Raw genomic sequence first — 21,956 nt, forward strand, 5'->3', positions numbered from 1 at the left:
CCTTCCGCCCCGATGGGCGGACCGGCGCCGGGAGCCTGCGAGACTGGGGCGCATGCGCATCGTGGTACTGGCCGGCGGGATCGGCGGAGCACGGTTCCTGCGGGGCCTCAAGGCGGCGGAACCCCAGGCGGACATCACAGTCGTCGGCAACACCGGCGACGACATCCACTTGTTCGGACTCAAGGTCTGCCCGGACCTCGACACCGTGATGTACACCCTCGGCGAGGGCATCAACGAGGAGCAGGGCTGGGGGCGCCGCGACGAGACGTGGAGCATCCGCGACGAGATGAAGGCGTACGGCGTCGAACCGACGTGGTTCGGGCTCGGTGACCGTGACTATGCGACACACATCGTTCGCACGCAGATGATGAGCGCCGGCTACCCGCTCAGCGCGGTGACCGAGGCGCTGTGCGCGCGGTGGAAGCCGGGGGTGCGCCTGATCCCGATGTCGGACGACCGGGTCGAGACGCATGTCGTCGTCGACACCGCGGACATCGGCGGCCCCGCCGCGGCCGAACACCCGGGCGCCCGCCGGGCGATCCACTTCCAGGAGTACTGGGTCAAGCTGCGCGCCGAGCCCACCGCGCACGCCATCGTTCCGGTCGGTGTCGAGGAGGCCAAGCCGGCGCCGGGCGTGCTCGGGGCGATCGCGGAAGCCGACGTGATCCTGTTCCCGCCGTCCAATCCGGTCGTGAGCATCGGCACGATCCTGGCCGTCCCCGGCATCCGGGACGCCCTCGTCGAGGCGGAGGCCCCCGTCGTCGGCCTGTCGCCGATCATCGGCGGGGCGCCCGTGCGGGGCATGGCCGACAAGGTGCTGGCGGCGGTCGGTGTGGAGAGCTCCGCCGCCGCGGTCGCCCGGCACTACGGCCCCGGCCTGCTCGACGGCTGGCTGGTGGACACCGGCGACGCCGACGCGGTCTCGGCCGTCGAGGAGGCCGGTATCGCCTGCCGCGCCATCCCGTTGCTGATGACCGACGTCGAGACGACCGCCGAAATGGCCCGGGCCGCGCTCGCGATGGCCGCCGACGTGCGGGCGGAGGGCGGCGCATGACCCCCCCGCGTGACTACGAGGTCCTCGGTCTGCCCGGCATCCCGGAGGTCCGCGAGGGCGACGACCTCGGGGAGCTGATCGCCACCGCCGCGGCGGCCGGGCCGGGGCTGCGCGACGGGGACATCCTCGTCGTCACCTCCAAGATCGTCAGCAAGGCGGAGGGCCGTCTGCTGCGGGGCGTCGACCGTGACAAGGTGATCGACTCCGAGGCCGTGCGCGTCGTCGCCCGGCGCGGAGCCACGCGCATCGTCGAGACCCGGCACGGGTTCGTGATGGCGGCGGCCGGTGTCGACGCGTCGAACACGGAACCGGGGACGCTGCTCCTGCTACCGGAGGATTCGGACGCCTCGGCCCGCGCGCTGCGTGCCTCGCTCGCCGCCCGAACCTCGTGCCGCCTCGGCATCGTCGTCTCGGACACCTTCGGCCGGCCGTGGCGCACGGGGCTGACCGACGTCGCGATCGGCGTCGCCGGCCTCGACGCCCTCGACGACCACCGGGGCCGCAGCGACACGCACGGCAACGAGCTGGCGGTGACCGTGACGGCCGTCGTCGACGAGCTGGCGTCCGCGGCCGAACTGGTCAAGGGCAAGGCCGGGGCGGTGCCCGTCGCCGTCGTACGGGGGCTCGGACACCTGGTCACGGACTCGGACGGCGAGGGCGTTCGGCCGCTGGTGCGCAGTTCGGCGGACGACATGTTCCGGCTGGGCACCGACGACGCGTTGCGCGAAGGGGCGGCCCGCGCGGTCGCCGCGCGGCGGACGATCCGCGCTTTCACCGCCGAGCCGGTGGACCCGGCCGCGGTGCGGCGGGCGGTCGACGCGGCGATCACCGCGCCGGCGCCGCACCACACCGTCCCGTGGCGTTTCGTGCTGCTTGAATCCGCTTCCGCGCGTGCGGAGTTGCTCGACGCGATGCGGGATGCGTGGATCCGCGACCTCCGCGCCGACGGCTTCGACGAAGAGGCGGTCACGCGGCGGGTCGCCCGCGGGGACGTGCTGCGCGGCGCGCCTTTCCTCGCTGTTCCGTGCCTGGTCACCGACGGGGCGCACGCCTACCCGGACGCGCGCCGGGCCGCCGCCGAGCGCGAGATGTTCGTCGTGTCGGCGGGTGCGGCGGTGCAGAACTTCCTCATCGCGCTGACGACCGAGGGGCTCGGCTCCGCGTGGGTCAGCTCGACGATGTTCTGCCGCGACACCGTGCGGACCACTCTCGGCCTCCCCGACGGGTGGGACCCGATGGGCGCAATCGCGATCGGTCGTCCCGCGGAGCCGCCTCGCGACCGGCCCGCGCGTTCGAACGACGACGTGATCGTGGTCCGGTAGCGCGGGTTCCTCAGATTCGGCTGAAGTCGCGTGGCGCGAAACGGGGCGCGCGGCGCGGCACACGCACTCCGGACATGCGGATCAGCAGCGCGGCGCGGTGCCGGTGACCGCGGAACGGCTCCAGGAGTTCGAGCATTCGCGCGTCGTCGCCGGGGGCGCCGGTAAGGGCGTACGAAACCTGGCCGCACAGGTGCAGATCGCCGACGGAGAGCGCGTCGGCGTCGCCGTGCGAGCGCTGCATGGTCTCCGCGGTGGTCCACACGCCGATGCCCGGAACGAGCTTCAGCAGCCGCGACGCCTCGGCGTTGGGGAGCTGCGCGGTGCGTTCGAGGGCGGCGGCGACGCGGAGGGCTTCCATGAGGGTCCGCGAGCGCTTGTGGTCGACGCCGGCCCGGTGCCAGTCCCACGTCGGGATGCGGGCCCACGTCGCGGTGTCGGGGATGACGCGGAGGTCATCGGGCGCGGGCCCGGGGGCCGGGGAACCGTGCCAGTGGACCAGCAGCCGAAACGCCCGGCGGGCCTCGATCGTGGTGACCTTCTGCTCCAGGACGGACGGGATCAACGCCGCGACGACCAGGCCGGTGCGCGGCATGCGCAGCCCGGGGCGGCGGCGGAACTCGTCGTGCAGGAGCGGGTGCCGGTGCGCGGGGAATCCGGCCGGGTCGTCGCCTGAGCCGAGGAGTTCGGGGAACCGGTCGAGCTGCCATGCGGCGCCCGGCCCCCACGCCTGCCCGGTGACCTCGCCGGTGCCGCGGTTGGCGGTGATGCGCAGCGAGCACGGGCCGTCCGGTGTGCGCGCGCTGCGCCAGACGGCGCCGTCGGCACCGGTGCGGTAAGTGGGATCGCTTTTGCCGCGCTGGAGTTGGCCGAGCGTCAGCCGCAGGTCGAGCTCGTACGGCGGACGCCAGGTGCGCGTCAGTTCCACCGCGCACTCTCCTCGGATCGGCGGCCCTCCGAACGGGGCGTACGGTAGCACCGCCGCGCCGACCGCCTGCTCGGAACGACCGCGGCGGCCGGGGGCCGGTTGGGCTCCGTACAGTTGGGCCATGCCCGAGACTCCCGTGACGCTTTTGCGCGCCGCGATGGCGAGTGACGCCACGCGCCCGTTCACGACCTTTTACGACGACGCGACCGGTGAGCGCGTCGAGCTTTCCGTCGCGACGTTCGACAACTGGGTGAACAAGACCGCGAATCTGCTCCAGGACGATCTGTCGGCGGAACCCGGGCAGCGCGTCGCGCTCCTGCTTCCGGCGCACTGGCAGACCCAGGTGTGGCTGATGGCGTGCTGGTCGGTGGGTCTCGTGGTGGTGCCGGGGGGTGCTGCCTCGGATGCCGACCTGGTGATCTCGGGCCCGGACACGCTGGACGAGGCCCGGGCCGGCACCGGGGAGCGGGTCGCGCTCGCGCTGCGGCCGATGGGGGCGCGGTTCGCGGAGCCGCCTGCGGGCTTCCTCGACTACGCGGCGGAGGTGGCCGGGCACGGCGACCGTTTCACTCCTTATGTTGCGCCGGGGCCGGGCGATCCGGCACTGGAGTCGGAGGGTCGTACGTACACGGCCTCGGAGTTGGCCGAGCTCGGTGCGGAAGCCGCGAAGTCGTGGGAACTGGGCCCCGGGGACCGGCTGCTGTCCGCGCTGCCGTTCACGCGTGAGGAGGGGCTGCGGGCCGGCCTGCTGGCGCCGCTCGCGGCCGGGGTGCCGGTGGTGCTGTGCCGGAACCTCGACGCCTCGGCGTTGGAACGACGGATCTCGACCGAACGGGTCACCCGGACCATCGCGGACACGAACGGTTGACGGCGGGCCGGTTTTCGAGCCTCGGCAAAGCCGCCGGGCGCGGCCGCAGCGACATGCGGCTACATCGACAATCCATGGTCAAGCAGGGCATAGCGCCTTATCCGAAAACCGACAAATAGTCACAATGCAGAGCCAACGCCTCAAGGCGATGTGACTTGGGCCACAAGCAACGCGCAATATGCAACTTGCCTGTTCGCGGGCACGTCTATCTGGACACCGGCCACCAGGAGTTCGCCACTACGCACACCGGACACGGGGGCCGATCCATGTCGCGTGGCAGAGGGCGGAAACTTCGTGGGTAAAGGCGAGAAGGACCAGAGCACGTCGGGTCCGGCCCCGGATCCGGAGCCGGTCTCGGCTCCGGACGCCGGTGCGCCGGAGGCGCCGACGGCCGCCTCGGACCTCTCGCCGGCGGACGGGCCGATCGAGACCGGCGAGTCGGCGCCGACCGCGGCATCCGACACGGAAGCAACGGCCGACGAGGTCGACGCAGCCGCCGGAATCGCAGGACCGGACTCATCTGCTGACAGTGCGTCATCCTCCGGTCAGGAAGGACCCGGTGACGACGAGTCTGCGGGGACCGACACGACAGCCCTTGGCGACGAGCCGGGGCGCGCGTCTTCCGCGGGGACACCGGCCGAGGCGGCCAACGCGGCGGTCACAGCGGACACGTCGGCCACGAACATCCCCGAGGCCGAAGTCCCCACACCGGAAACGGTGATCGCCCCCTCGCCGGTGGCCGACACACCCCAACTCCTCGCTCCGGCAAGGTCCGTCGACACCCGCCGGTCGACCCGCCGCAGACGGCGGTGGCGGCGGGTGCTCACCAGCATGGCCGTCACGATGGCGGTCATGTCGGCCTCGGCGGCGGTCAGCGCGTACGTCCTCTACCACCGTCTCGACGACCAGATCACCACCGAAGAGGTCGCCGAGAAGATCGGCCCTTCCCGGCCTCCGGTGATGCCGGAGGCGTACGGCGCGGTCAACATCCTGCTGATGGGCTCGGACGACCGGACCGGCGAGAACAAGAAGTACGGCGACGTCGGCGACGGAACAAAACGGTCGGACACGACGATACTTCTGCACCTGGCCGCCGACCGGAAGACCTCGGTGGCGGTGAGCATCCCGCGCGACCTGATGGTGCAGATACCCTCATGCGTGCGCGACGACGGCTCGACTTCCCGCGCCTACCGGGACCAGTTCAACCACGCGTTCGAGATAGGCGGCTCGGCGTGCACGATCAAGACCGTCGAACTGATGACGCAGGTACAGATAGACCACCACATCGTCATCGACTTCACCGGCTTCAAGCACATGGTCGATGCGGTCGACGGCGTGGACGTATGCATGTCCGAGCCGTTGAAGGACGAGAACGCGCGGCTCGATCTCGCCGCCGGGCCACAGAAGTTGAACGGCGAGGAGGCGCTTGCCTTCGTTCGCGCGCGGTATGACCTCGGCGACGGCAGCGACACCCAGCGCATGGTGCGGCAACAGCGCTTTCTGGCCTCGCTGATGCACAAGGTGCAGTCGAACGGTGTCCTGTTCAATCCCGTGAAGCTGTACGAACTCCTCAACGCGGCCACGAAGTCCATCACCGCGGACCCCGGCCTCGACTCGCTCGACGAGCTGACCGACCTCTCCAAGAGCGTCGCCGACATACCGGCGGACCAGTCGGCGTTCCTCACCGTGCCGCGCCAGCCGTACCGCTACGACACGAACCGCGACGAGTTGGTGCAGCCGGACGCCGACGCGTTGTTCACCGCGATCCGCTACGACCGCGTGGCGGTGGCCAAATCGGACCCGCGTGACGATTCGGAAGGCAGCGGGAGCGTGCGCATCGACGACCCGACCCCGCTTGCCACAAGCGGGAGTTCGGAAGACGGCCGGCCCGGCGCCACGTCGACCGGAACGAGCGGCACGGAGGACGGCGACGTCACGGCGAAGCCGTCGGCCGGAGCGACCAAGCGCCCGGCGGACGAGCTGGAGACCGTCGTACCACGCACGGGTGCGTCGTCGGGGACAGCTTCGGCAAGTGCCGCAAACGCTGCAACCGACGCGGCGACGAGCGACGAACAGCCGTTCTCAGCAAGGCCGTCCGGGACCGGGTCGCCCGATGATCCGTCGTCCGGCGGCCCGTCGCCGTCCGGATCTGCGGACGCCTCCACGGCGCCTTCGCCAAACGGATCGCCCAGCGCCACTCCCAGTGCGCCCGCCGGGCCGATCGTGACGGTCACCGGACGCACCGTCGAGCAGGATGTGTGCTCATGACGTCAAAAAGCGCGCAGAGACCGAACTCTCCGCGATCACACCGAAACACGAATGGGCGATCTTCATACAAATCGCCCCAATCTTGAAAAGGTAGGTTTCAGGACAGCCGCAGTGGGCCCCGAACTTGCCCGCTAGGGTGGCTTTTTCTCAGCGCACGTCACACGCATACGCGAGATACGCCGACAGACCGGGACGCGAACGGGAGACACGCGTCGAACCACAGGTGGGCGGGAGGAGGAGCGGGTCGTGAACGCAGGCAGCGCGCCCAGGCGCGGCGGACCGGGTGGCGACAACAACCTGGACGCGCTGAACGACGCCGACGTGGCCGACCTGTGGGTCGTGGACCCGGAGACCGGCAGTTACCGGCTGCGCACACCGGACGCGAACAGCGGTGTGCCGTCCGCCGGTTCGCCTGTCACATCCGCCACACCGGGCGCACCTGCCCCGAGAGGCGGCGGCTCGGATCGTCTCCCCGCGGTGCGCGGCGGCGCGAGTGCCGGCCGTTCCCGCACCGCGAACAACCGCACGATCGCCCCGCCGCGCACCAGCCCGGAGGCCGACCCCGCCCGCCCGCAGCCGTCGCGTACGGGCCGCCGGGCGCCGAAGGCGCCGAGCAAGGCCAAGAAGCGCATCAAGTGGACGGCGATCACGCTGGCCGGGGTGCTGGTGGTGGTGGCCGGGGGCGCGTACGGCTATTACCTGTACCTCAACAGCCGCATAAAGAAGACCGACCGCAGCGCGGCCAACGAGGTACCGCCTTCCGCAGCCGACGAGTTCGGGCGCACGCCGCTCAACGTACTGCTGATCGGCTCGGACACCCGCGTCGGCAAGGGCAACCAGGTCGGCGGCGAGACCGGGCACGAGGGACTTGCCGACAGCACGATCCTGATGCACCTGTCGGCCGACCGTTCCAACGCCACGATGGTCAGCATTCCGCGCGACACGATGGTCGACCGGCCTGCGTGCAACTACGAGGAAGACGGCGACAAGAAGGTCCACCCGGCATCCACGCAGAAGGTGCAGTTCAACAGCACCCTGGGAACGCCGCCGGGCGCACCGTGCACCGTGGCGACGGTCGAGCGGATGCTCGGCGTCCAAGTCGACCACTATCTGCTGATCGACTTCAACGGCGTCAAGCAGATGACCAAGGCCGTCGGCGGTGTGCCGATCAACCTGTGCGGGCCCATCAACGACCCGGTGCTGCCGAACAAACAGGGCGGCACCGGCCTCAAACTCAAGGCCGGCCCGCAACGCCTCGAAGGAAACGACGCGTTGCAGTTCCTCCGGGCCCGCCACGCGTTCGGCGACGGCAGTGACCTGGCTCGCATCGAGGCGCAGAAGAGCTTCCTCATGGCCTTGGCCCGCGAGGTCAAGCGCAACGCGAAGTGGAGCAATCCCAAAGCGGTCTTCGACATCGCCCAGGCCGCCACCGGCAACCTCCAGGTCGACCGCGGCCTCGGCACGATCGACAAACTCGCCGCGCTCGGGAACGAGATCAAGAAGATCCCCGAGGACCGTATGGCGTTCACGACTCTTCCCAACGAGCCCTACCCGGGCAACCCCGACGCGTGGGTGCAGCAACGCCAACCGGACGCCGCCAACTTGTGGAAGGCCTTGGCGACGGACACCGCCGTCACCGAGGGCAATCCCGCAGCGCCCGTCTCATCGCCTCCTCCGGCCGCGGCCACAACACCTGCGGCCCCGGCTCCGGCCCCCGTGGACCCCTCGACCATGCGGGTGACCGTCCGGAACACCACCGACGCACCCAAGGCCAAGTCCGTGGTGGAACAACTGGACACGCTCGGCTACAAGGCCGAGGTGGACAGCACCGAAAGCAGCATCCGCGACAACAGCGTGATCCGCTACCCGGCTGGCAAGGCCGACGCCGCCCGGCAACTCGCCGTCGCGGTGGGCATATCCGAGGTGGCGATAGAGGAAAGCGCGTCGGGGACGAGTACGTTCCAACTCATCATCGGTTCCGACTTCCCGAACCTCGACTCGGCCGACGCCCCGATCGCGGGTGCGGCCCCGGCCGGTTCGGCACCGCAATCCGGCACCGCGGGAGCCCCCGCGACGACCGCACCCCCCGTCGTCGCAGTGCCGCCCGCCGCCGACCTTAAGCTGAACACCGCCGACAACGAAGCCTGCATCCCCACGAATTCAAAGAAGTAGAAGACGTAGTGGCGGCGAAGATCCCGCACAGCCACAGCAGTTGCTTCGGTCGCCAAAAGGCCGCACACTCACGCCGGAGGTACGCACGGCATGGCATCGGGGCACGGGCGCTCGCACGACGCGCATGACGCGTACGGCGCGCGTAATTCCGGGTCCGCGTCCGGGGCTTCGGGAACGGGCTCGGACAACGGACTCGGCGGCATGGACGACGCCGACGTCGCCGATTTGTGGGTGATGGACCCGGACACGGGCGCGTACCGGCTGCGCACGCCGGAAGAACTCGCCGCGGAAAGCGCCGCCGAGGCCGCGTCCACACCGGGCACGGCCCTCGCGGTGCCCACGCGCTCACCCGAGCGAGCGCCGGTTCCGGCGCCGAGGCGCAGGCAGCCGGCACGACCGGCGCCTCGCCCGAGCAAGGCGAAGAAGCGCCTCAAGTGGGTCGCCATCAGCCTCGCGGGCCTGCTCGTGGTGATCGTCGGTGCCGCCTACGGGTACTACGAGTACCTCAACAGCCGCATAAAGACGGACGAACGCAGCGGCAACGACGAGGTCGGGGCGGCGCCCGAGGACCCGGCGGGCCGCCGTCAGATGAACATCCTGCTGATCGGCTCGGACAGCCGTGTCGGCGAGGGAAACGCCGGCTACGGCGACGAAGGCAAGGCCGGCGCCGCCGATACGACCCTGTTGCTCCACCTCTCCGCCGACCGCTCCAACGCGTCGGTGGTGAGCATTCCTCGCGACATGTACGTCGACCGGCCTTCGTGCAAGCACGACAAGGGGACACAACCGGCCGCGGAACGCGTCCCCTTCAACAGCACGATGGTCGAGCCCGGAGGGCCGCCCTGCACTGTCGCCACGGCCGAACGCATGCTCGGCGTGCGCATCGACCATTGGATCATGATCGATTTCAACGGCGTCAAAGAGATGACCAAAGCGGTCGGCGGCGTCGACATCGTGCTGTGCGACCGGTTGTACGACCCGAAGGGGAACAAGAAGGGCACCGGCCTGGACCTTCCGGCGGGACCGCACAACCTCCAAGGCGAACGAGCACTCCAATTCCTCCGCGCCCGGCACGGCTTCCAACTCGGCAGCGACCTGGCGCGCATCGAGGCACAGAAGTCGTTTCTGATGGCCTTGGCCCGGAAAATCAAGACAAGCGCGACGTGGAAGGACCCGCAGGCGGTCTTCCAGATCGCCCAGGCCGCAACCGGCAACATCACCGTTGACGAAGGGCTCGACACCATCGCCAAGCTGGTGTCGCTCGCCAATGAGATCAAGAAGGTCCCCGAGAAGCGCATGGCCTTTACGACGGTGCCGGTCACGGATGCGTCGGACAAGGCGCACGTAGTCCCCATCGAACCGACGGCCACAAACCTGTGGGCCACCGTCCGCAAGGACATTCCCCTCACCGAAGGTGACCCCAACGCCCCGGTGACGCCGGTCGGTTCTGCTCCCCCGGCTCCCCAGGTGCCGGCGCCTCCGCAGATCGATCCGGCGACGATCTCTGTCACGGTACGCAACAGCACCCAGGTCCCCAAGGCCCAGGAGGTCGTCAACCAACTCGTCGCCCAGAAGTACAAGGCGACCCTCGACCAGACCGGCGGCAACCAGCAGGCCAACAGCTCGATCACCTACCCGGCGGGCCGGATCGACGCAGCCAGGCAACTCGCCGCCGCCCTCGGCCTCCCCGAGACCGCACTGGATGAGAGCACCAAGTCTGGTACGAAGCTCCAACTCGTGATCGGCCTCGACTTCCCGGGGCTCAACGACCCCAAGCCCTCCGCATCGGGCAAAACACCGGCCGGCGGCACGGTCAGCACAGCTCCCGCACCGGCTGCGTCGCCCACAATCACGCCGCCGAAGGCCGAGGACATCAAGCTGAACACGGCCGACAACGAGTCGTGCATCAAGACCGCGAACTCGAAGTAGCGGACAGCCGGGGCGAGTTCCCCCGGCCCCGCGACAACCCGGACGGCCCGTGCTCAGCGTTGGCGCGGGTCTTCCGGGGCGCTGCCTGCGTCGGCTTGGGCTTCGGGGGTCAAGTAGGCGATCGTCCAGGCGAGTTCGGGGCTCACCGTGCGTTGGACGATGACGCGTTGGCCGCTGACGAAGACGCGGTCGGCCGGGGCTGTCAGGGTGGTCGGCTGGGCCACGCCGTCGGTGACCCGGAGGACGCGGGGACCGGATTCGCCGGGGAGGTAGAGGAGGGTTCCGTTGGTGCCGCCGTCGGCGAGGCGCTTGAGGCCGGGAACCGGGGTGAACCAAACGGGAGTTGCGTCGGCGATGCGGTACGCGGCGACACCGTCCGCCCCCGCGCGGTTCTCGTGGACGACGACGAAGTCCCCGGTTAGCAGAGCGTCCTCGGGTTCTGTGGCGGCGATCGTCCACAGCGTCTTCCCGGTGGTGTCGAGCGCGGTGAGGGTGCCGGGGCCGCCCCTCTCCGGGCGGGAACCGACCACCACGCGGCCGTCCTCGGCGGCGGCGAAGGAGGCCTCGCCCGGGTCGCCGGGGAGCTTCGCCTGCCACACGGGCTCCGCGACGCCGGGGCGGTAGGCCGCCACCGCGCCGGGGCCCGCGGCGTATACGAGCTTTCCGTCGGAGGACACGTCGGTCCAGGTGCCCTGGACGTTCCACTGCCGGGTCACCTTGCCGGTGACGACGTCCTGGTAAGCGATCGCCGACGTGCCGGGCCCGGCGCCCTTGGGCGCGCCGACGAGCAGCACTGTGCGGCCGTTGCCGGTGGTACCGGTGACCCAGCCCGATGCGTTGCCCGCCTGCGACTTCGCCGGACTCAGCGGGACGGATTGGCACCACTGGAGGTAGCCGGAGCGCGCGTCGGCGCCGATGACGTTCGTCGAACCGTCCGACTGCGGCACGAAGGTCAGGGCCCGCAGGTTCTTCATGAAGTAGTCGGCCGGTGCGTCGGCCGTGCGCATCCAGTGGCGCTTGCCGTTGCGGCCCTCGTACATCGCGAGGTCGCCGGGGTCGGCGCCGCCGCGTGCGGTCAGCAGGCCGAGTTCGTCGGTCAGCACGGGGTTGGGGCCGGGCGTCGCGATGGTCCACACCGGGCCGCCGATCGCCTCGTCGCCGGTGAAGGACGTCGCGGCCTGGTAGGCGGGGTCGCGCTGCGCGGCGCGCAGGGCGGGGTCGTCGTAGGTGTCGATGAGGCGCACGGTGTAGGCGTCCGGGAACACCTTCTTGTCGGTGAAGCTGTCGAAGTCTGCCCAGCAGGACGAGACTTCCTCGGCCTGTACGGCCACGACACCCAGCACCGCGACCAACACCGCCGCACCGCAGCCCGCGATGAGCTTGCCGAGGGGGACTTTGCCGAGCCTGGATTTCACGCGTGCGCTCCCGGAACGGATACGGCGGTGGTGCGGTGTCGGCGGACCCGCGCCCCGCGACGCGTCGCCGCGGGGACGCGGACGGCCCGGACGGGCTCCCCGGCGGGGCGGTGCTGCCGGGACACGGCTGTCAGTTGCCGCCGCCGATGGTCCGGCGGACGACCCCCGCCCACAGGTCGGGGTCGGTCACCCGCCGCCCGTCCACAAGGGCACGGACGCCCGGGAACTGGTCGGCCGCCAGCGTGCGGTACGCGGCGTGGTCGCTCTGCACGACCACCGCGTCCACCGAGTCGCCGTCGCGGTACGGCGTCAGCCCGAGCGCGGTGATCTCGTCGTCCGTGTACAGCGGGTCGCTCACCACCGCCTCCGCGCCGGCCGCGCGCAGCGCCTCGACGACCGGGAAGACACCAGAGAAGGCCGTCTCCTTCACCCCTCCCCGGTAGGTGACGCCGAGCACGGCGACCCGCGCGCCGCGAAGCCCCGAGCCGCCGTCGCGCGACAGCAGGCCGTCGAGCAGCCCGACCGCGTACCCCGGCATGCCGGCGTTGGTGGTCCGTGCGGCCTTCACGATCGTGGCGTCGGGGTCGTTGAACGCGTAAAAGCGCGGATAGACCGGGATGCAGTGTCCGCCGACCGCGATGCCCGGCCGGTGGATGTGGCTGTAGGGCTGCGAGTTGGACGCCTCGATGACCGCGTGGATGTCGATGCCGACCGAGTCCGCGAACCGCGCGAACTGGTTGGCGAGGCCGATGTTGACGTCGCGGTACGTGGTCTCTGCGAGCTTCGCGAGCTCGGCGGCCTCCGCGCTGCCCATGTCCCAGACGCCGTTGCCGCGCGCGAGGTCGGGGCGCTCGTCGAAGTCGAGAGTCGCCTCGTAGAACTCGACCGCCTTCTTCGCACTCGCCTCGTCGACGCCGCCGACCAGCTTGGGGTAGCGGCGCAGGTCGGCGAAGATGCGGCCGGTGAGCACGCGTTCGGGGCTGTGGCACAGGAAGAACTCGGTGCCGCAGGAGAGTCCGGACGCGGATTCGAGCTGCGGGAGGAAGCGCTCGCGGGTGGTGTGCACCGGCAGGGTCGTCTCGTACGACACCAGTGTGCCCGGCCGCAGCCCGGCGGCGATCGCGGCCGTCGCGGCGTCCATCGCACGGAAGTCGGGGCGCGCGTCGGCGTCGACCACGACAGGGACCACCACGACGACGTAGTCGCTGTCGGCGACCGCGGCCGTCGTGTCCGTCGTCGCGCGCAACGCACCGGAGGCGACCGCGTCGCGCAGCCGCACGTCGAGCTCCGCCTCACCCGGGAACGGCTCGATCCCCTGGTTGACCAGATCGACCACGGCGGCGTTGACGTCGGCGCCGACGACCTCGTGGCCCTTGGCCGCGAACTGCACGGCAAGCGGAAGGCCGATCTTCCCGAGCGCGACGACACAGATCTTCACGATGCGCAAACCTTCGGTCGACAGTGGTCCGGACGGTGCTCCGCCGGTGATCCAGGTGCGGCCAGCGTACCGGCCGGAAAATGCGGCGGTCGAAGTCGCTGGTGGAGGTGCGGGCCGGACCTCGGTCCGGTCCGGCTCAGGCCCGCTCGGCGAGCGCGGCGACGACCTTTTCGGCCGCGTGGCCGTCACCGTACGGGTGCCCCGTCACCGGCGTCGGGCCGTCCCGCAGCACGGCGCCGACGAGGTCCGCAGGGTCGGCACACAACGTGTTCCAGCCACCTTGCAGCGTCTCCGGCCACTCGGTCTCGGTCCGCAGCGTCGTGCACGGGCGACGCAGCAGGAAGACCTCTTTCTGGAGCCCGCCCGAGTCGGTCACCACCCCGCGTGACCCGAGCACCGCGCGCACCATCTCGGGGTACGGCAGGGGCCGCGCGACGCGCAGGGACCCGGCTGTCAGGTCGATCCCGGCCGCGTCCGCCTTGGCCCGCAGCCGGGGGTGGGCGAGCAGCAGAACCGGCAGCGGCAGTGCGGCCAGCGCCTCGACGATGCCGCGCAGACGCTTGGGGTCGTCGGTGTTCTCCGCGCGGTGCACGGTCGCCAGCAGATAGCCGGATTCCTCGCTCACTCCGCGCAAGTCCCCAGCGTCCGCAGGCAGTTGGAGCGGCTTGTCGGCCACGGCGTCGCGCACCCGCAGCAGGATGTCGGTCATGACGTCGCCGACCAGCAGGGTGCGTCCCGCGAGCCCTTCGCCGGCGAGGTTGCGCACGGCCAAATCCGTGGGGGCGAGCAGGAGATCGGCGGCGTGGTCGGTCAGCACGCGGTTGTGTTCCTCGGGCATGACCCTGTTGTACGAGCGCAGCCCGGCCTCCAGGTGGGCGAGCGGCAGGTGCAGCTTGACCGCCGAAAGGGCCGCGGCGAGAGTCGAGTTGGTGTCGCCGTACACGAGCACCCAGTCGGGGCGCGGGCCTTCGGTGAGCACGTCGTCGAGGGCGGCGAGCATGGCTCCGGTCTGCGCGCCGTGGCCGCCGGATCCGATGCCGAGGTGCACGTCCGGCGCGGGGATCCGCAGGTCGGCGAAGAACACGTCGGACAGGTCCGCGTCGTAGTGCTGTCCGGTGTGCACGATGCGGTGTTCGTGCCCGCTCGCACGGAACGCCTCGGCCACGGGAGCGAGTTTCACGAACTGGGGGCGCGCGCCGACGACGCTGATGACCTTCACGGCAGTCAGCGTACGCCGCCCGTTCGGCGGTGCCTGGTACGGCCGTTCCGCCGCTACTCTGCGGGCCCATGTCGACACGTACCGCACACACCACGCGCTACACGGCGCGCATCGCCGCCCTGTTCGCGGCGATCGCCGGCTCCCTCGCCCTGTCCCTCTCCCCCGCGCAAGCAACCGTCGTCCCGCGCGACGCGGTCTCCACAACCGACCGTCTGATGTTCACCGAGTCCCTGGAGACGTTCGTCGCCACGCGGGCCTCGGCGGACCGCCCCACCGACGTCGACTGGTCCAGCGACGGCTGCACCTCGGCCCCCGACTCCCCGTTCGGCTACGACTTCACCCACGCCTGCTGGCGGCACGACTTCGGCTACCGCAATTACAAGGCGCAGGTCCGCTTCACCGAAGAGGCCCGGCTGCGCATCGACGACCGCTTCCACGCCGACATGTACGACCTGTGCGGCGGGAGTTCCCTGTGCCGCGCGACCGCCGACGTGTATTACGGGGCGGTACGCGAGTTCGGCGCGTGAGTCCGCGTCCCCCAACACCGAGATCCACAAAAGCCGCCGAATAACGCGGCGTTTGTCGATGGCGCGTGCTCAGTCGAAGTCGCCGGTGTCCAGGTCGAAGCCGAAGGGTTCGGGCAGCGAAACCGGCTTGCCGAAGGGCTGTGCCAGCTCCGTGTAGTTCTCGCCTTCCGGGTCGCTGAACAAGGAGACGAACCCTTTGTCGCGGTCCACGAGAAGGTAGAGCGGGATACCGGCCCGCGCGTACACCCGCCGTTTGGCCTGGCGGTCCAGCTCCGGGCGCGAAGAGGTCACTTCGACGACCATCGCGACGCCTTCGGGGGGCATCCAGGAGCCGGCGGGGTGGAAGAGGTCACTCTCCCGGAGGGCAAGTACAAGATCCGGGATCACATGGTTATCCGGCAGACCTCCCGCTCCCGGCAGGCGCAATCCCTTGTGACCGGACATATCCATCCGGAACTTGGACTGCACGTAGACCTGTTCCATGATGCGGCTGATCACCCGCTCATGCCTGCCACCCGGCGGTGGTGTCACCACGACCTCCCCGTCGATCAGCTCGGCCCGGCAGTGATCGCCTGCGTCCAAGGCCAAGAATTCATCCAGGAGGGTCTTCTCCCGGGCGGGGATCTCGTCTGTCATAACCAACATTGTGCGTCCCCTCTCTGTCAGCGGCGAGCCTATGGCGTGACGAACCGCTGACAGAGAGGGATAAACACTGTTCACCCGAAAGGGCCAACCAACCCGTCAGTTCCCGATGGCGACCGTCGCGCCCTTCTCGGCCGAGTCGATGATCGCCTGGGCGACGACCACGTTGACCAGGCCTTGCCGCATCGTGACGATGTCCGACTCCTTGCCCAACAGGGCGTCGCGGAAGGCCTCGTGCTCGGTCTGCAGCGGCTCGGGCTTGGGAATCGCGTAGCGAATCATGTCGCCCTCGGAGACACCCCGGAAGTTCGAGATGGCCTCCCACTCGGTGGCGAGCTCGCCGTTCTTGTGGAAGGTCAGGTCGACGTTCAGGGTGTCCGCGATCAGCGCGCCGCGCTCGCCGGTCACTATCGTGACGCGCTCCTTCATCGGCGAGAGCCAGTTGACGAGGTGATTGGTGATCGTCCCGTCGTCGAGCTGGCCGACGACCGCGACGAGGTCCTCGAAGTCGCGTCCGCTCTTGTACGCGGTCCGCGCGGCGACCGAGCGGTACGGCTGTCCGGTGACCCACGCGGTCAGGTCGATGTCGTGCGTCGCGAGGTCCTTGACGACGCCGACGTCGGAGATGCGGTTCGGGAACGGGCCCTGGCGGCGGGTGACGACCTGGTAGATGTTGCCGAGCTGGCCGTCCGCAAGGCGCGCGCGCAGTGCCTGGAGCGCGGGGTTGTAGCGCTCGATGTGGCCGACCGCGCCGACGAGTCCGGCACTCTCGAAGGCGTCCGCGACGCGGCGCGACGACTCGACGTCCTGGGCGAGCGGCTTCTCGACGAGCGCGTGCACGCCGGCGGCGGCCAGCGTCAGGCCCAGCTTCTCGTGGTACGCGGTCGGCGCGGCGACGACGCAGTAGTCGATGCCGACGTCGATCAGCTCTTCGACCGAGTTGTACAGCGGGACGCCTTGGGCGGCGTCGTGCGCGTCGCCCAACGGGTCGGCCACGCCCATGAGTTCGACGCCGGCGAGGCGCCGCAGGACCCGCGCGTGGTGGCGGCCCATCATGCCCAGGCCGATCAGCCCGGCCCGCAGTGGGGTTGCAGGGGAGTTCTCGCTCACTTGGCGATCACCGCTTCGACGATGGTCTTCAGGTCCGCGTCGGTCAGCGACGGGTGCACCGGCAGCGACAGCACCTCGCGGGCCGCGCGCTCGGTCTCGGGCAGGTCCAGGGTCAGGCCGAACGACGGCAGGCGGTGGATCGGCACCGGGTAGTACACGCCGCTGCCGACTCCCCGCTCGGCGAGGCGGGCGGCGAACGCGTCACGGCCGCCGGGGACCGCGTCGTCGCTGACCCGCACGGTGTACTGGTGGTAGACGTGCGTCGCACCGGCCGCGACCGCGGGCGTGACGATGCCGGACCCGGCAATGCCCTTGTCGAGGTGGGCGGCGTTCGACCGGCGCTGCGCGGTCCATCCCGCGAGGCGGCCGAGCTGCACGCGCCCGATCGCCGCGTGGAGGTCGGTCATGCGCATGTTGAAGCCGACGACCTCGTTCTCGTACCGCTTCTCCATGCCCTGGTTGCGCAGCAGCCGCAGCTTGCGGGCGATCTCGGGGTCGTCGGTGACGACCATGCCGCCTTCGCCGGACGTCATGTTCTTGGTCGGGTAGAGCGAGAACACCGCGGTCTTGCCGAACGCCCCCACGGGGGTGCCGTCGAGGGCGGCGGCGTGCGCCTGGCATGCGTCCTCGATGACCGCGACACCGTGCCGCTCGGCGATCGCGCCGATTCGGGCCATGTCGGCGGGGTGGCCGTACAGGTGGACCGGCATGATCGCGGCGGTCCTCGGCGTGATCGCGGCCTCGATGGCGGCCGGGTCGACGCAGAAGTGGTCGGGCTCGATGTCGACGAAGACCGGCGTGGCGCCGACCAGGGCGACGACGTTGGCGGTCGCCGCGAAGCTGAAGGACGGCACGATGACCTCGTCGCCGGGGCCGACGCCCATCGCGATGAGGGCCAGGTGCAGGCCGGAGGTGCCGGAGTTGACCGCGACGCTCGTGCGCCCGCCGACGATCGACGCGAACTCCTGCTCGAACGCCGCGACTTCGGGGCCCTGGGCGACCATGCCGCTGCGCAGCACACGGTCGACCGCCTCACGCTCTTCGGCGCCGAAGAACGGCGCGGCGGCGGGGATGGTTCCGGCCATCAGGGGGTTACCTCCGAGAGGGTTTCGTCGATCTCGATATAGCGTGCCTTGGTCTCCGGGCACACCCAGCGGCGGCCGGCCTCCCCCGCCTCCCCCGCATCCGCTGCTTCCGTGTCCTCGACCAGCGGGACACCCGCCCGCCCGACCCACTTGACGCGCCGCGCGGGAACCCCCGCGACGAGCGCGAAGTCGGGGACGTCGCGGGTGACGACGGCGCCGGCCGCGATGAGCGCCCAGCGCCCCACGGTGACGCCGGCGACGATCACCGCGCGAGCGCCCACGGCGGCGCCCTCGCGTACGGTCACGCCCTGCGCGTCCCAGTCGCCGCCGCGCTTGAGGGTTCCGGCGGGGTCGACCGAGCGCGGGTACATGTCGTTGGTGAGCACCGCGGCCGGACCGATGAAGACGCCGTCCTCAAGCCTGGCGGGCTCGTAGACGAGGGCGTAGTTCTGCAACTTCACGTTGTCGCCGAGGTGGACGTCCGGGCCGACGTACGCGCCGCGCCCGATGATGCAGCCCGTCCCCAGCAGCGCCCCCTCGCGGACCTGGGCCAGGTGCCACACGGTGCTTCCGGCACCGATCTTGGCCCGCTCGTCGACATCGGCGCTCGGCATGATGCGCGCACCGGAATGGGCGGCGTTGCCCGTGGATCCCACGCGGCGCTCCTCGGTCTGGTCAGGGTCTGCGCTCGGCGGCACGGACAAGATCACTGATGGTGCGGGCCAGTTCGTCCGATGGCGACGCCCCCGTCAGGTGGCGGTCGGCCCACCGGAGAGCGGACCGGCGCAACGCCCGGAGCTGGTCGGGGTCGTCCGCCCACTCCCGCAGGACCCGGCCCGCGTCCTCGGCGTCGCGGACCACACGGCCCGCCCCGGACTCGTCCACGATCCTAGCCATACGCGGGAGCGGGGTCGCCACCACGGCGAGCCCGCTGCCGAGGTATTCGTACAGCTTCGTCGGGACGGCCTCGCGGAATGCGGGGGTGTCGTCGAGGAGCGCGAACCCGGCCCACGCGCCGCGCGCGAAGCGCCACGCCGCGTCCGGTGACAGGCGGCCGTGGAAGCGGGCACGGCCGGCGGCAGGCGAGGTGGCCCGCCATTCGTCGAGCCACGCCTGGTCGGCGGCTGCGACGGGGCCGACGATGTCGACCTCCCACGTGTCGGCGGCCTCGATCGCGGCGAGCATCGCGTGCAGCCCGCGAGACCGGCGCACGTCTCCGATGTAGAGCGCGCGGGGCACGGCGTCCGGCTCCCCGGCCTCGGGCAGGTAGCCGGTGTCCGGGAGGTTCTTGACGACGACGCGGCTGCGGGCGGCGAGCGGCGGCACGTGGTCGTCGGCGACCACGGTGAGGTCGGCGCGGCCGGTCACCGCGGTGCACAGGCGGACCAGGGAACCGCCGACCTGCCCCTTCCAGGTCCGGCCCCACGACCGGTCGCGCAGCAGTTTGAGGTAGTCCTCGTGGACGTCGACCGCGAGCCGGCCGCGCCGCAGAAGACGGGCGGCAGCGGCCGTGGGCACCAGATCGGGGTCGAGCGTCATGACGACCGTGCCGCGGGCCCGGAAGGGGATCGTGAGGTCGCGCCGCGCCCGGTCGAGGGCACCGCCGCGTCGTCCGAGCGAGACCACGCGGGTGCCGGGCGGACCGCCGGCCGGGTCGCCGAGGCCGATGACCTCGACGGTGAGTCCGGCCCGCAGCAGTGCCGCGGCCGTGCGGTGCAGCCGGGCGTCGGCGACGTCGTGGCCCGAGCTGATGATGCTGACGTCGAACCTCGAGCCGCGGGCGGGCCCGCCGGCGGTGCCCGTGTCACGTCGGTCGCGCGGGCTTTCCGCGCGGTGCGCTGCGGCCGCGTCGGGTGCGCTGCTGTCCTGCGGCTGTTGCGGGACGGCCGGAACCTCTTCAACCTTCGGAAACTCGAAGGTCGAATAAGGTTCGCCGGCATCGGAGCCGGCATCGGAGTCTTCCTCGGATTCGAGGGCCTTGTCGGCGTCGATCGACTCGGTTGTTTCGATTGCCGCCATCGCGTCGGCACCCTCGACGGTGTCGGGAGCCTCGGCGCGCTCGGGGCGGTCGGCCCCGCTCGACGGGTCGGCGGGGGCGGCCGGAGTTGCCCCGGCCGCCGGCGATTCCTCAGGCGAAGTGTCGGTCATGACCGCGCTATCAGACGTCTTCCATCGCGAACGCCTCTTCGCCGACTTCGAGGAAGCGCATGTACTCCCCGATGATCGTCTCCGGGTCGCCCTGGTCCATCAGTTTGCCCTTGTGCAGCCACAGGCAGTGGTTGGCCATTTCGCGCACCGACGCCATGCCGTGGCTGACCAGGATGATCGTGCGGGCCGCCCGGCACAGCTCGTCCATCTTCGCGGCGGCCTTGCGCTTGAACCGCGCGTCACCGGCCGACAGAGCCTCGTCGACGAGCAGGATGTCGGGGTCCATGTGGACACCGACCGAGAAGGCCAGGCGCTGGTACATACCGGATGAATACGACTTCATCGGCATGTCCATGAACTCGCCGAGTTCGGCGAAATCGGCGATCTCCTCGTACTTCGCCTGCACCTCGGACTCGGCCTTGCCCTGCGCGAGACCGCCGAGGATGACGTTCTCGCGGCCGGTGAGCTGGCTGTTGAAGCCGACGCCGAGGGCCAGCAGCGTGCTGACGCGGCCGTGCACCTCGATGCGCCCCTTGGTGGGCGGGAGGATGCCCGCGATGGCACGCAGCATCGTCGACTTGCCGGCGCCGTTCGCGCCCACGACACCCAGCACCGTGCCGTGGTTGATGCTCCACGAGACGTCCCGGACCGCCTCGATCTCCCGGATCGAGCGCTCGCGGCGCCCGACCCGCTTGATCGCGCTCTTGAGCGTCGGCACCTTTTCGATCGACGTGCGGTACGTGATCGACAGATTGTCGACCTTGACCGCGAGCGGCTGGTCCTTCGGATCGGGGCGGACAAGCGCTGTCTCGCCCGCGGTTTCGGCCACGGTCGACTCCAGGACCTCGGGGTCAGATGCGGTAGGCAAATTCACGCTCCCGGGACAGGAAGAACCAAGCTCCACCGACAAGGGCCACGATCGCCCAGGCGGTGCCGTACAACATGAGCGTCCCGTCGGGCGCGCGGTTCTCCAGGATGACCTGGTTCCACGATCCGATGATCGGGTACAGCGGGTTGGCCTTGAAGATCCACAGCAGCCACTCGTTGCCGGCCAGCTTTTCCTTCGCCTGTTCGACCGTGAACAGCACGGGCGACAGGTAGATCCAGATGCGCAGCACGTACGGCAGCAGGCTCGCGGTGTCGCGGAAGTAGACCGCCATCGCCGCGAAGAACAGCCCGCATCCGAAGCTGAAGACCGTCTGGAGCAGGAAGATCGGCAGCAGCCACAGGAAGGCGACGCCGACCGAGAGACCGGCCGCGAAGTGCGCGATGATGTAGACGACCAGAGTCGGCCAATACATCATGAACGACGCGAAAAGCGACGAAAGCGGCAACAGCGCTTTCGGGAACGCCATGTTCATGATCATCTTGCCGCCGCCGGTGATCGACGTCGACGACAGGTGCACGATGTTGCGCGTGTAGTAGTAGGCGAACAGGCCGCACAGGATGAGTGTGAAGCCCTTCATCGCGCCGTCTTGGTGCGAACCCTGAAGGACCGTCACCAGCATGAAGTAGACGCCGGCGAGCAGCAGTGGGTTGATCACCAGCCACAGCTGCCCGAACACCGTCTCGTAGTTGCGACCCTTCAAGGTCGCGTGAGCCATGCGGTAGGCGAAGCGCCGACGCTGGCTCAGGTCGCGCATGTACGTCTTGAGCGGGGGCAGGTGTGCGGCGTAGGGCTCGTAGACGTGCACAGGCACGCTCTCGGCCTTACCACTTCGCGTTGTGACCTGCGCCTCGGCATCCATGACCGCCACTACCGGTTTCTCCTCGGCTGCGGGGTACACCCCTCGGAACTGACGACCGCGAACCGCTCCGTACGGGTGGATACCGA

Annotated in this window: 18 protein-coding genes; 7 read left to right on the plus strand and 11 right to left on the minus strand. The window is 70.3% G+C overall.

Going from position 1 to position 21,956, the window contains the following annotated elements:
- Window positions 1-52 precede the first annotated feature (52 nt).
- Window positions 53-1,054: a 2-phospho-L-lactate transferase gene (cofD, locus tag ACRX5W_RS27175; RefSeq protein ID WP_436790970.1), complete on the plus strand. Its 1,002-nt coding sequence runs from the start codon at window positions 53-55 to the stop codon at window positions 1,052-1,054.
- Complete coding sequence (locus ACRX5W_RS27180; RefSeq protein ID WP_436790971.1) at window positions 1,051-2,376, plus strand: coenzyme F420-0:L-glutamate ligase; 1,326 nt, start codon at window positions 1,051-1,053, stop codon at window positions 2,374-2,376. The genes cofD and ACRX5W_RS27180 overlap by 4 nt, the downstream gene beginning before the upstream one ends.
- Before the next feature lie 10 nt (window positions 2,377-2,386).
- Here ACRX5W_RS27180 and ACRX5W_RS27185 read toward each other — a convergent pair whose 3' ends face one another.
- On the minus strand, window positions 2,387-3,301 hold the full coding sequence (locus tag ACRX5W_RS27185) for a DNA-3-methyladenine glycosylase family protein (RefSeq protein ID WP_436790972.1): 915 nt from the start codon (window positions 3,299-3,301) through the stop codon (window positions 2,387-2,389).
- A 121-nt stretch (window positions 3,302-3,422) separates the two neighbouring features.
- Between ACRX5W_RS27185 and ACRX5W_RS27190 the strand changes: the two genes are divergently transcribed.
- The 4 genes from ACRX5W_RS27190 to ACRX5W_RS27205 all read left to right on the plus strand — a co-directional run bounded on the left by ACRX5W_RS27190 (window position 3,423) and on the right by ACRX5W_RS27205 (window position 10,538).
- On the plus strand, window positions 3,423-4,169 hold the full coding sequence (locus tag ACRX5W_RS27190; RefSeq protein ID WP_436790973.1) for a TIGR03089 family protein: 747 nt from the start codon (window positions 3,423-3,425) through the stop codon (window positions 4,167-4,169).
- A gap of 150 nt (window positions 4,170-4,319) precedes the next feature.
- Window positions 4,320-6,437, plus strand: a complete 2,118-nt coding sequence (locus ACRX5W_RS27195; RefSeq protein ID WP_436790974.1) for an LCP family glycopolymer transferase — start codon at window positions 4,320-4,322, stop codon at window positions 6,435-6,437.
- A gap of 246 nt (window positions 6,438-6,683) precedes the next feature.
- Window positions 6,684-8,609 carry an LCP family glycopolymer transferase gene (locus tag ACRX5W_RS27200; RefSeq protein WP_436790975.1) on the plus strand — a complete coding sequence of 642 codons (1,926 nt, stop codon included), beginning with the start codon at window positions 6,684-6,686 and terminating at the stop codon, window positions 8,607-8,609.
- A 90-nt stretch (window positions 8,610-8,699) separates the two neighbouring features.
- Window positions 8,700-10,538, plus strand: a complete 1,839-nt coding sequence (locus tag ACRX5W_RS27205) for an LCP family glycopolymer transferase (protein ID WP_436790976.1) — start codon at window positions 8,700-8,702, stop codon at window positions 10,536-10,538.
- 53 nt (window positions 10,539-10,591) lie between these two features.
- Here ACRX5W_RS27205 and ACRX5W_RS27210 read toward each other — a convergent pair whose 3' ends face one another.
- The 3 genes from ACRX5W_RS27210 to wecB form a co-directional block, all read right to left on the minus strand.
- The gene (locus tag ACRX5W_RS27210; protein WP_436790977.1) at window positions 10,592-11,953 is read right to left on the minus strand and encodes a hypothetical protein; all 1,362 of its coding nucleotides are present in this window, start codon (window positions 11,951-11,953) and stop codon (window positions 10,592-10,594) included.
- 130 nt (window positions 11,954-12,083) lie between these two features.
- The gene (locus ACRX5W_RS27215) at window positions 12,084-13,391 is read right to left on the minus strand and encodes a nucleotide sugar dehydrogenase (protein WP_436790978.1); all 1,308 of its coding nucleotides are present in this window, start codon (window positions 13,389-13,391) and stop codon (window positions 12,084-12,086) included.
- Between the two features lie 136 nt (window positions 13,392-13,527).
- On the minus strand, window positions 13,528-14,610 hold the full coding sequence (wecB, locus tag ACRX5W_RS27220; RefSeq protein WP_436790979.1) for a non-hydrolyzing UDP-N-acetylglucosamine 2-epimerase: 1,083 nt from the start codon (window positions 14,608-14,610) through the stop codon (window positions 13,528-13,530).
- A gap of 68 nt (window positions 14,611-14,678) precedes the next feature.
- Here wecB and ACRX5W_RS27225 point away from each other — a divergent pair, with 68 nt between their 5' ends.
- Window positions 14,679-15,137, plus strand: coding sequence for a phospholipase (locus ACRX5W_RS27225; RefSeq protein WP_436790980.1), 459 nt, complete (start codon window positions 14,679-14,681; stop codon window positions 15,135-15,137).
- 69 nt (window positions 15,138-15,206) lie between these two features.
- On the opposite strand, the gene ACRX5W_RS27230 is transcribed toward ACRX5W_RS27225, so the two are convergent.
- From ACRX5W_RS27230 to ACRX5W_RS27260, 7 genes are all read right to left on the minus strand, one after another.
- A complete protein-coding gene (locus tag ACRX5W_RS27230) occupies window positions 15,207-15,773 on the minus strand; it encodes a Uma2 family endonuclease (RefSeq protein WP_436790981.1) in 567 nt (188 codons plus the stop codon).
- A 105-nt stretch (window positions 15,774-15,878) separates the two neighbouring features.
- On the minus strand, window positions 15,879-16,889 hold the full coding sequence (locus ACRX5W_RS27235; RefSeq protein WP_436790982.1) for a Gfo/Idh/MocA family protein: 1,011 nt from the start codon (window positions 16,887-16,889) through the stop codon (window positions 15,879-15,881).
- Window positions 16,886-17,974: a DegT/DnrJ/EryC1/StrS family aminotransferase gene (locus ACRX5W_RS27240; RefSeq protein WP_436790983.1), complete on the minus strand. Its 1,089-nt coding sequence runs from the start codon at window positions 17,972-17,974 to the stop codon at window positions 16,886-16,888. Before ACRX5W_RS27240 ends, ACRX5W_RS27235 begins: the two co-directional genes overlap by 4 nt.
- Window positions 17,974-18,588, minus strand: coding sequence for an acyltransferase (locus ACRX5W_RS27245; protein WP_436791051.1), 615 nt, complete (start codon window positions 18,586-18,588; stop codon window positions 17,974-17,976). Before ACRX5W_RS27245 ends, ACRX5W_RS27240 begins: the two co-directional genes overlap by 1 nt.
- Window positions 18,589-18,649: 61 nt before the next feature.
- Window positions 18,650-20,122 (minus strand): glycosyltransferase family protein, encoded by a 1,473-nt coding sequence (locus ACRX5W_RS27250; protein ID WP_436790984.1) that lies wholly within the window; start codon window positions 20,120-20,122, stop codon window positions 18,650-18,652.
- Between the two features lie 10 nt (window positions 20,123-20,132).
- Window positions 20,133-20,990, minus strand: coding sequence for an ABC transporter ATP-binding protein (locus ACRX5W_RS27255; RefSeq protein WP_436790985.1), 858 nt, complete (start codon window positions 20,988-20,990; stop codon window positions 20,133-20,135).
- Window positions 20,974-21,822, minus strand: coding sequence for an ABC transporter permease (locus ACRX5W_RS27260; protein ID WP_436790986.1), 849 nt, complete (start codon window positions 21,820-21,822; stop codon window positions 20,974-20,976). The genes ACRX5W_RS27255 and ACRX5W_RS27260 overlap by 17 nt, the downstream gene beginning before the upstream one ends.
- Between the last annotated feature and the right edge of the window lie 134 nt (window positions 21,823-21,956).

This window comes from Yinghuangia sp. YIM S10712, assembly GCF_051388935.1.
Lineage (GTDB): Bacteria > Actinomycetota > Actinomycetes > Streptomycetales > Streptomycetaceae > Yinghuangia.